Origin of the sequence: Pseudomonas sp. KBW05, from assembly GCF_003852405.1 — a bacterium.
GTDB lineage: Bacteria > Pseudomonadota > Gammaproteobacteria > Pseudomonadales > Pseudomonadaceae > Aquipseudomonas.
The window spans coordinates 59,250-69,632 of the sequence record NZ_QAJM01000050.1; the positions used below are offsets into that span (position 1 = coordinate 59,250).

10 protein-coding genes are annotated in these 10,383 nt (G+C 62.3%); 3 read left to right on the forward strand and 7 right to left on the reverse strand.

Annotation, left to right across the window (positions count from 1 at the left end):
- Nucleotides 1–6: 6 nt before the first annotated feature.
- Entirely contained in the window at nt 7–1,263 is a 1,257-nt protein-coding gene (gene aroA / locus DBR46_RS28810; RefSeq protein WP_124529616.1) for a 3-phosphoshikimate 1-carboxyvinyltransferase, read from the reverse strand.
- Nucleotides 1,264–1,354: 91 nt separating this feature from the next.
- Nucleotides 1,355–1,909, reverse strand: a complete 555-nt coding sequence (locus DBR46_RS28815; protein WP_124529618.1) for a UPF0149 family protein — start codon at nt 1,907–1,909, stop codon at nt 1,355–1,357.
- A 172-nt stretch (nt 1,910–2,081) separates the two neighbouring features.
- Here DBR46_RS28815 and DBR46_RS28820 point away from each other — a divergent pair, with 172 nt between their 5' ends.
- Both DBR46_RS28820 and nudC read left to right on the forward strand, forming a co-directional pair.
- Entirely contained in the window at nt 2,082–2,894 is an 813-nt protein-coding gene (locus DBR46_RS28820; RefSeq protein WP_124529620.1) for a crotonase/enoyl-CoA hydratase family protein, read from the forward strand.
- A 5-nt stretch (nt 2,895–2,899) separates the two neighbouring features.
- Nucleotides 2,900–3,733, forward strand: coding sequence for an NAD(+) diphosphatase (gene nudC / locus DBR46_RS28825; RefSeq protein WP_124529622.1), 834 nt, complete (start codon nt 2,900–2,902; stop codon nt 3,731–3,733).
- Here nudC and DBR46_RS28830 read toward each other — a convergent pair.
- The 3 genes from DBR46_RS28830 to DBR46_RS28840 form a co-directional block, all read right to left on the reverse strand.
- Entirely contained in the window at nt 3,701–4,480 is a 780-nt protein-coding gene (locus DBR46_RS28830) for a TSUP family transporter (protein ID WP_124529624.1), read from the reverse strand. The genes nudC and DBR46_RS28830 overlap by 33 nt on opposite strands.
- A 175-nt stretch (nt 4,481–4,655) precedes the next feature.
- A complete protein-coding gene (gene pcsA / locus DBR46_RS28835; protein WP_124529626.1) occupies nt 4,656–5,375 on the reverse strand; it encodes a phosphatidylcholine synthase in 720 nt (239 codons plus the stop codon).
- Nucleotides 5,376–5,523: 148 nt separating this feature from the next.
- On the reverse strand, nt 5,524–6,438 hold the full coding sequence (locus tag DBR46_RS28840; RefSeq protein WP_124529628.1) for a class I SAM-dependent methyltransferase: 915 nt from the start codon (nt 6,436–6,438) through the stop codon (nt 5,524–5,526).
- A 190-nt stretch (nt 6,439–6,628) separates the two neighbouring features.
- On the opposite strand from DBR46_RS28840, the gene mdeB reads away from it, so the two are divergent.
- Nucleotides 6,629–9,289, forward strand: a complete 2,661-nt coding sequence (gene mdeB / locus DBR46_RS28845) for an alpha-ketoglutarate dehydrogenase (protein ID WP_124529630.1) — start codon at nt 6,629–6,631, stop codon at nt 9,287–9,289.
- A 124-nt stretch (nt 9,290–9,413) separates the two neighbouring features.
- On the opposite strand, the gene DBR46_RS28850 is transcribed toward mdeB, so the two are convergent.
- Together DBR46_RS28850 and DBR46_RS28855 are read right to left on the reverse strand one after the other, a co-directional pair.
- A complete protein-coding gene (locus DBR46_RS28850; RefSeq protein WP_124529632.1) occupies nt 9,414–9,902 on the reverse strand; it encodes a DUF1289 domain-containing protein in 489 nt (162 codons plus the stop codon).
- A gap of 153 nt (nt 9,903–10,055) precedes the next feature.
- On the reverse strand, nt 10,056–10,383 hold a 328-nt coding region (locus DBR46_RS28855; protein WP_003237905.1), incomplete at its 5' end, for a ribonucleotide-diphosphate reductase subunit beta.

Below are 10,383 nucleotides of genomic sequence, written 5' to 3' on the forward strand. Positions count from 1 at the left end.
GCCGGCTCAGTAGCTGAGTTGCACCCCAAGACTGCCCAGGGCCTTCCAGTACTCAGGATAGGTCTTGGCCACGCAGTCCGGGTCTTGAATGCGGATGCCCGCCACTTTCAAGCCGGCCAGGGCAAAGCACATGGCGATGCGGTGGTCGGCGTGGGTGTCGATCAGGGCATTGCACGACGTGCCGGCCAGCGCCGGGTCGCTGGCAACGAGCAGGTCGTCGCCTTCGATGGTGGCCAGGCCTGGGTGGATTTCATTCAAGCCGTCGTGCAGCGCCTGCACACGATCGCATTCCTTGACCCGCAGGTTGGCCAGCTCGGTGAAACGCACCGGGGTGTTGTTGAACGCGGCCAGCACGGCCAGGGTCGGGATGGCGTCCTGCATTTGCGAGCCAACCACTGTGGCCTGCATGTTCGGGAACTGGGCGATCACGGCCTGGGCCTTGGCGTCCGGCTGGGTGAAGTCCTGCGCGGCCACGCCGATGTCGATACGACCAGCAGTCAGCACCTCGGCCGCCCACAGGTAGGTGGCGGCGGATGCGTCCGGCTCGATCAGGTAGTCGTGGGCGCGGTAGCCGGTCGGGGCGACACGCCAGGTGGTGTCGTCGACGGTGTCGACCTGGGCACCGAAAGCCCGCATGCAGTCCAGGGTCAGGTCCACGTAGCCACGGGCACCGATGTCCTTGCCGGTCAGTGCCACTTCAATCGGCGCTTCGCCACAGGCCGCAAGCATCAGCAGGGCCGACACGTACTGGCTGGACAAGCCGCCGTCGATCTCGAAACGCTTGGCCTGGACCTTACCCACACCGTGCACGGTCACCGGCGGGCAACCGGTCGGGCTGTCGACCTGGATGCCGTTCTCGCGCAGGGTCGCCAGCAGCGGGCCGATCGGGCGCTTTTGCATATAGTCGTCGCCGGTCAGCACCACGGTGCCCTCAACGGTGGCGACGGCGGCGGTAAGAAAACGCATCGCGGTGCCGGCGTTGCCGAGGAACAGCGGTTGGGCGGGCAGTTGCAGCTTGCCGGAACCGGTGACCACAAAGGTGGTGTCATCCGGCTCGTCGATGGTCACGCCCATCTGGCGCAGGGCCACCGACATATGGCGGGTGTCATCGCTCTTCAACGCGCCGCTCAGGCGGCTGGTGCCCTTGGCCAGGGCGGCCAGCAACAGGGCGCGGTTGGTAATGGATTTGGAGCCGGGGGGCGCGACCTTGCCATTGAGGGGGAAATTGGGCGGTGTAACGGTCACGGTTTTCTGCGAACTCAAGGTACAAGGCTCCTGATTCAAGGCAAGGTGGTACGGAGTGGCCGACGGGCGGACCCGAATAATCGGCCAAACCAGCAGTACTTGTCGAGGTTTAGCGCTGGCTCAGCCAGTAATCGTGCAGGGCACGCGCGGCCGGTTCAATCTGGCTGACACGCTGTTGGTGCGCTGCTACGTCCAGGTCGGCCGGCAACTCGAAATTGTCCTGCTCGGCACACCAGGAGATTTTCTCCAGTTCGCCGGCCAGCACTGCAGGCAGTGGCGGCCAGTTGCCGATGGCTGCGCCACGGATATAACCAAAGCACCATTCTTCGGCGAGGGTCACGGTTTGGCCCTGGTGTTCGGTATCGTCGAAACGTGCCTTGAAGCCCTGCGCGTCGGTCGCCAGTTGCCCGGCCAGGGTATTGATATGGCGCACGCACAGTTCGAGGAAGCGCTGCGCCTCGTCCATGCTTTCCCACTCGGGGTTCTGCCCGCCCCAGATCGCCGGGAACCACTCGGCCACATCCACCTGGGCCGGGCTCGACACCAGGGCGGTGAAGTAGCCGTCCAGTTCGGCGAGGTTCAGCACCGAGTGGTCGTCGCCGTACTTTTGCAGGGTGTCTTCGACAAATTCGAATTCGGCCGGGGAGAGGGGTTGGGCGTGCATGGGCATATCCTTTAAACGTCGAGCGCCGCTGATGGGGCGGCTTAAAGCGCGAAGGATGGCGTGTGCGCCGGGTTTTATCCAGCGTTTTCCCAGTCCCGCTTTTGGCCGATGCGCCGTGGCGCACCCTTGTTATAGTTCGGCCCTTATCACTCGCCAGTCAGGGATCACTGCCATGTCCGAATACCAAGCTTTCGTCGTCGAACTCACTGGCAATGTTGCCCATGTGCAGATCAATCGCCCGGAAAAGATCAACGCGATGAACGCGGTGTTCTGGGCCGAGATCATCGAGATTTTCCAGTGGATCGAAGACACCGACGCCGTGCGCGCGGTGGTGCTGAGTGGCGCCGGCAAGCATTTTTCCTCGGGCATCGACCTGATGATGCTGGCCTCGGTGGCCAATGAATTCGGCAAGGACGTCGGCCGCAATGCGCGCCTGCTGCGGCGTAAGATCCTTGAGCTGCAAGCCTCGTTCAACGCTGTCGACAACTGCCGCAAGCCGGTGCTGGCGGCGATCCAGGGCTATTGCATCGGCGGTGCCATCGACCTGATCAGCGCCTGCGACATGCGCTACGCCGCCGAGGGCGCGCAGTTCTCGATCAAGGAGATCGACATCGGCATGGCCGCTGACGTCGGCACCCTGCAGCGCCTGCCGCGTATTGTCGGTGACGGCATGCTGCGGGAACTGGCCTACACCGGCCGCCAATTCGGCGCCGAAGAAGCACGCAGCATTGGCCTGGTCAACCGCGTCTACCCCGATCAAGAGAGTCTGCTGGCCGGTGTGCTGGAGATCGCCCATGAAATCGCCGCAAAGTCGCCGATTGCCGTGACCGGCACCAAAGCCATGATCAGCTACATGCGTGACCATACAGTCAATGATGGTCTGGAATACGTTGCCACCTGGAACGCGGCTATGTTGCAATCCAACGACCTGCGCGTGGCCATCGCGGCCCATATGAGCAAGCAGAAACCCGAATTCGTGGATTGACTGATATGACCCCAGGCTGGATTACCACAACACTGCTGGACAACGACACCCCTGGCGGCTGGGCCGTCGCCCGCAGCCGCGAGGGCTTTTTGCATGACAGCAATGGCCCGCTGTTCCCTCGGGAATGGCTCAAGCGCCAGGACCTGTCGGTGTTTGCCGAACACGGCATCGGCCACCTCGACGGTGAGCCGGTGTACTTGCTGGAGCTGAACGCGCCGGCCGAAGTGCCGGGTTGCAGTTGGCAAGGCCTGCGCGCCTTTATGCTGCAAGGCGATCACACCTTGTACAAAGTGCTGGGCTACGCCGCGCAGATCGGCTCCTGGGCGCGGGAGCACCGCTTTTGTGGCAGTTGCGGCCAGGCCATGGTCCAGGTGCCACGGGAGCGCGCGATGTTTTGCCAGGCCTGCGACCTGCGCAGCTACCCACGGATCTCGCCGAGCATGATTGTGCTGGTGACCCGTGGCGACGAGATCCTTCTGGCGCGTTCGCCGCGCTTCGTGACTGGCGTCTACAGCACGCTGGCGGGGTTTGCCGAGCCGGGTGAGTCGGCCGAAGACTGCCTGGTGCGCGAAGTGCGCGAGGAAGTGCAGGTGGAGGTGCAGAATATCCAGTACATGGGCAGCCAGTGCTGGCCGTTTCCCCATTCGATGATGCTCGGCTTTCATGCCGAATACGCTGGTGGTGACATCGTGCCCCAGGCCGACGAGATCGAAGACGCGCAGTGGTTCAACATCCACAACCTGCCGCCGTTGCCGGCGTCACGTTCGATTGCGCGCTACCTGATCGACCTCTACCTGGCGCGGCGCCTAGGCCACGCTGAACCAGTGCTGCCAGGCTAGGCGCACCGTCAGGCCCAGCACCACGGTGATAAACACCGGGCGAATGAACTTGGCGCCGCCGCTGATCGCGCTGCGTGCGCCAAAGAACGCACCGCCCATCACGCAGACGCCCATGGTCAGGCCGACGATCCAATCCACCGTGCCGTTGAAGATAAACACCGACAGCGCAGCTGCGTTGCTGACGAAGTTCATGCTGCGCGCGACGCCGCTGGCCTTCACCAGGTCCACCGGGTACATCAGCATCGTGCTGACGGTCCAGAACGCGCCGGTGCCGGGGCCTGCGACGCCATCGTAGAAGCCCAGGCCGAAGCCCTGGGTGGATTGCCATTTCTTCTTGATCGGTGCGTCCGCAGCCGGCGGCGCCTTGGGTGTGCCACCGAACAGCAAATACAGGCCGCAACCAAACACGATCACCGGGAGCATTTTGTTCAGGGTCTCGGCGGGCAGGTAGTGCGCGACCACCGCACCGGTCAGCGCGCCGATAAAGGTGCCGACGATGGCGTGCACCCACTGGCGCGGGTGAAACAGCTTGCGGCGGTAAAAGGTGAAGCTGGCGGTGGCCGAGCCAAAGGTGGAGCTGAGCTTGTTGGTGCCCAGTACCAGATGCGGCGGCATGCCGGCGGTGAGCAGGGCGGGCGTGGTGAGCAACCCGCCGCCGCCGGCGATGGCGTCGATAAAACCGGCGACGAAGGCCACGGCGGCGAGAATGGCGAGGGTGGTGAAGTCAACGCTGAGTTCGAAGGGCATGGGCAGGGCTTATTATTGGCAGGGCGCTATGCGGAAGGCCGCCATCTTACTGCCAGAAGTACACAGATCCAAATGTGGGAGCGGGCTTGCTCGCGAATGCGGTGGGTCAGTCAAAAATTTAGTGACTGACCCACCGCATTCGCGAGCAAGCCCGCTCCCACATGTTTAACCGCGATCAACCGTGACGTTTATCCAGCCATTCCAAAGCCGTACGCCAGATGCAAATCCCAAGGAAATACGCCGACATCACCGACCACAACCCAAACGTCCACGGGTTGGTGTTCGGATAATCCACCACCATCAAAAAGCTGCACAGCAACCAGATAGTGGTCACCGCGATATTGATCGGCATAAAGCGCTTCACGCGGAACGGGTGCAAAAACTTCATCGGCGTCACGGTCAGCAGGGCCAGGCCGATCACCGTGAGCAAGGTCACCCAGGCATCTGGCTGGATGATGTACACGCACAGCGCCACCACGTTCCAGGCGGCGGGGAAGCCGACAAAGTAGTTGTCCTTGCTCTTCATGTTCACGTTGCAGAAGCAGAACAGCGACGACACCAGGATCACCGACACGGTGAACAGGTGGGTAAAGTCCGGCAGGTCGATGTAACGATAGATAAACAATGCTGGGATAAATACGTAGGTCAGGTAGTCGATCACCAGGTCCAGCACCGAGCCGTCAAAGCTTGGCAGCACGGTGCTGACGTTGACCCGTCGCGCCAGGGAGCCGTCGACGCCATCGACTACCAACGCCAGGCCCAGCCACAGCAGGCAGGCCTTGGGCGAGTTTTCCAGCAGCGCCAGGGTGGCCAGGAAGGCCAATACCACACCGGTGGCGGTAAAGCCGTGGGCGCCCCAGGCTTTGAGTCTGGCTACATGCAGGGTCGATATCACGGGCGGTTCTCCAAAAGGTGAAACGGGGCAGCCGACAACGTGACGCCGTCGAGTCTGGCCAGGGAATGCAGGTATCGACCGGGAAGGGGAGGATATGGTTCACCGCCCGGTGCAAGACTAAGCGTAGCAAGCGCGGGCCGTTTCGGCATCAGCCTTGACGGAACACCAACGCCTTCAAGCCACTTTGCGCATCAATATCCGGAAATTCCGGTGGGTTTTCCAGACGTTCGACAAAGCGCAGCCCCGGTGCTTCGCGGGTCACACCGTCGATCAGGAAGTCTTCACCGAAGGCCGGGTCGTTCATGCAGGCCAGCACCGTGCCTTGCGCCGTGAGCAAGTCCGGCAGGCGGCGCAGCACGCGCTGGTAGTCCTTGGTCAGCAGGAAACTGCCTTTCTGGAACGACGGCGGGTCGATGATCACCAGGTCATAGGGGCCGCTGTGGGTGACCTTGGCCCAGGACTTGAACAGGTCGTGGCCGAGAAACGTCACTTGGCTCAGGTCGTGGCCGTTCAGGCGATGGTTGTCGCGACCCCGACTGAGGGCGCCACGGGCCATGTCCAGATTGACTACATGGTCGGCGCCGCCTTCGATGGCCGCCACGGAGAAACCACAGGTGTAGGCGAACAGGTTGAGGACGCGCTGACCCTTGGCCTGCTCCCGCACCCAGTTGCGCCCGTAGCGCATGTCGAGGAACAGCCCGCTGTTCTGTTTTTTACCCAGATCGATCAGGTAACGCAGGCCGCCTTCGGTGATGGTCAGCTCATCGACGGGGTTGCCCACCAGCCATTCGGTGGTGCTTTGCGGCAGGTAGCGGTGTTGCAAGGCGACGGTGTGAGCGCTCAATTGCGCTTGCAGCAACTGTTTCAGGGCTTCCAGCTGTTCAGCTTCCGGCTCCTTGAACAACGAGACCAGCACCACGCCCTGCAACCAATCCACCGTCAGTTGCTCCAGGCCCGGCCAGCAGCGCCCACGGCCGTGGAACAGGCGCCGGGTTTCGCTGGGCGGGGTCGCCAGGGCGGTGAGCAAGTGGGTGTGCAGGGTGGCGAGGGCGTCTGGGTTCATCGTTTAGCGTCGTTCGTTGAGCGGGCGGCATTTTAAACACAATGGCGAGGTTTCGGGGGCTTGAGCACAACGTGCTGAAGAAAGGCGAGTTGCCAGTGAATCATGCTCAAACTTCAGATTTTTGCGCCTGATATCAGGCAAAAAATCCTCTGGCACCGACATAAACTGGAAAAAAAGCCTGGAGGTGCCCATGAACGGTTTTGCGAGCGCGGTGAATCACACAGCTCTGGATCAACAAGAGTTGGACGAGTGGCGCGACGCCCTCGCGTCCCTGGTCGCCAACGCCGGCCCCGCGCGAGCGCGGCAGATCCTCGACCTGCTGGCCCGTGAAGGCAGCGCGCCGCACATCGACTGGAAACCACGCCACGGTACGCCCTATATCAATAGCATCAGCGTTGAGCAGCAACCGGCGTTTCCCGGCGACCTTGCCACCGAAGAGCGCCTGGCCTCCCTGGTGCGCTGGAACGCCCTGGCCATGGTGGTGCGGGCCAACCAGGCCTACGGCGAACTCGGCGGGCATATCGCCAGCTACGCCAGCGCGGCGGATTTGTTCGAGGTGGGTTTCAATCACTTCTTCCGTGCGCGCAACGACCGTTTTGGCGGCGACCTGGTGTTCTATCAGCCCCATTCCGCCCCCGGCATCTATGCGCGGGCTTTTCTGGAAGGCCGCCTGAGTGAACACGACCTGGCCCACTATCGCCAGGAAATCGGCGGCCCCAAGACCGGCGCGCGCGGGCTGTCCAGCTATCCCCATCCTTGGTTGATGGCGGACTTCTGGCAGTTCCCTACGGGTTCGATGGGAATCGGCCCCATCAGCTCGATTTTCCACGCACGTTTCATGCGTTACCTGCAACACCGCAACTTGCTCGACACCACTGACCGTCACGTCTGGGGCGTGTTTGGCGACGGTGAAATGGACGAACCGGAAAGTATGTCCGCCCTGACCCTGGCGGCCCGCGAAGGCTTGGACAACCTGACCTGGGTGGTCAACTGCAACCTGCAACGCCTCGACGGCCCGGTGCGTGGCAATGGGCGGATCATCGACGAACTGGAAGCCTTGTTCGCCGGCGCGGGCTGGAACGTGATCAAGCTGGTCTGGGGTTCGGACTGGGACGCCTTGCTGGCCAAGGATGCCGATGGCGCGCTGGTCAACACCTTGTCGCAGACCGTGGATGGCCAGTTCCAGACCTTCGCCGCCAAGGACGGCGCCTACAACCGCGAGCACTTTTTCGGCCAGAGTGAGTCCCTGGCCAAACTCGTGGCGGGCATGAGCGACGAACAGATCGACCGCCTCAAGCGCGGCGGCCACGACATGGTCAAGATTCACGCGGCCTACCATGCGGCGCGCCGGGTCAAGGGCAAGCCCACGGTGATCCTCGCCCAGACCAAGAAGGGCTTCGGCATGGGCGAGGCCGGGCAGGGCAAGATGACCACGCACCAGCAGAAGAAACTCGATCGCGAGGCGTTGATCGCCTTTCGCAATCGCTTCCAACTGCCGCTGAGTGATGAGCAGACCGAATCCCTGAGCTTCTTCAAGCCGGCCGATGACAGCCTGGAAATGCGCTACCTGCACCAGCGCCGTCACGCCCTGGGCGGCTATGTGCCGAGCCGTAGCCAGCACGCCGCAACGGTCAGCGTGCCGCCCGTGGCAGGCTACGGCGGGTTTGCCACGGCGGCCGACGGCAAGGAAATGTCCACCACCATGGCCTTTGTGCGCATGCTCACCCACTTGCTCAAAGACAAAGCCTTGGGCCCGCGCATCGTGCCCATCGTCGCCGACGAGGCGCGCACCTTTGGCATGGCCAACCTGTTCAAGCAGATTGGTATCTATTCCAGCGTCGGCCAGCGCTATGAACCGGAAGACATCGGCTCGATCCTCAGCTACCGCGAAGCCACCGATGGGCAGATCCTCGAAGAAGGCATCAGTGAAGCCAGCGCCATCAGCTCCTGGGTGGCTGCGGCCACCAGCTACTCGGTGCATGGCCTGCGCATGCTGCCGTTCTACATTTATTACTCGATGTTCGGTTTCCAGCGCGTGGGCGACCTGATCTGGGCTGCCGCCGACCAGCGCGCCCGTGGCTTCCTGCTCGGCGCGACGGCAGGGCGCACCACCTTGGGTGGCGAAGGCTTGCAGCATCAGGACGGCAGCAGCCATCTCATGGCCGCCACCGTGCCCAACTGCCGCGCCTACGATCCCGCGTTTGCCGGGGAATTCGCGGTGATCCTCGATCACGGCATGCGCCAGATGCTGGAGCACGAGGTGGATGAGTTCTACTACGTGACGCTGATGAACGAAAACTACCCGCAGCCCTCGCTGCCCCAAGGGGTTGATGCGGCGATCATCAAGGGCATGTACCGCCTGGAAGGTGCGGATGACGCCCAGGTGCGCCTGCTCGGTTCCGGCACGCTGGTACGCGAGGTGCAAGCGGCGGCACAGTTGCTGGCGGACGATTGGCACGTGACCAGCGCAGTGTTCAGCGTCACCAGCTACAGCGAACTGGCACGTGATGCGCGCGAGGTGGAGCGGTGGAATCGCCTGCATCCGCAAGCCCCTGCACGCATCAGTCATGTGACGGAGTGCCTGCCCAAGGGCGCACCAGTGGTGGCTGTGTCGGACTATGTGCGGGCGGTGCCGCAGATGATCGCGTCGTACCTGGATTGCGGCTACACCGTGCTCGGCACTGACGGGTTCGGGCGCAGTGATACGCGGGCGGCGTTGCGGGATTTCTTTGAGGTGGATCGGTATCACATCGTGCTGGCGGCGCTGACGGCGTTGGATGCGCGGATGGGGCAGCAGGCGATTGAGAAATACGGCTTGCAGACGGAGCGTGATCCGTCCTGGATCTCCTGACAGGCGCAAATCAAAATGTGGGAGCGGGCTTGCTCGCGAAGGCGGTGGATCAGCCAGCAGATGTGTGTTCTGGCACACCGCCTTCGCGAGCAAGCCCGCTCCCACATGGGTTTTGTGCTGTGGCCTAGAATGTGGCGATCAGGGCCGGCCCAAATGCTTCCTTCAGAAACCCTGGGGCGATGTACCGCTCGTAATGCGCCTCGGACAACAGGAAAAACTCCCGGTCAATCGCATCGCGCAACTCCGCCAACTGCCGCTCACGAAACTCCGGCAGCAACACCAACCCATACGCATCCAGCCTGGAAATCACCCGCGCCCCCCGGGCAATCAACTGGTACGCCCAGCAATACGGCGACTGGTGCGGCATAAAGCGGATCTTGCGGTTCTCCAGTTGCTGGCGCAGCAGGTGCGCATCAAACACTTCCAGCTTGCTGGCCATCACCTGCACCAGCAATTGCTCCAGGCGCAGCCACACCGCCTGTTTTTCCTCGGCGTTGTAGCCGTTCCACTGGATCACTTCGTGGTGGTAACGCTTGCAGCCCCGGCAGACCAGGTCGCCGTAGACGGTAGAGCACAGGCCGATGCAGGGGGTCTTGATGGTTTGGTTGGGCATAAGTGGCAGCTTACAAAGTCTGTAGAACACCGCAGACCCAATGTGGGAGCGGGCTTGCTCGCGAATGCGGTGTATCAGTCACCGGAAGCATCAACTGACAGATTGCATTCGCGAGCAAGCCCGCTCCCACATTTTTTGGATCTGTGTGGTTGATTAGTCCCAGCTCAGCGCGCCACCCGTCTGGTACTCGATCACACGGGTCTCGAAGAAGTTTTTCTCTTTCTTCAAGTCCATGATCTCGCTCATCCACGGGAACGGGTTGGTGGTGCCTGGGTATTCTTCCTTCAAGCCAATTTGAGACAGGCGACGGTTGGCGATGAACTTGAGGTAGTCCTCCATCATCGCTGCATTCATGCCCAACACGCCGCGCGGCATGGTGTCGCGGGCGTATTCGATTTCCAGCTGGGTCCCTTGCAGGATCATCTGGGTCGCTTCTTCCTTCATCTCGGCATCCCACAGATGTGGGTTTTCGATTTTGATC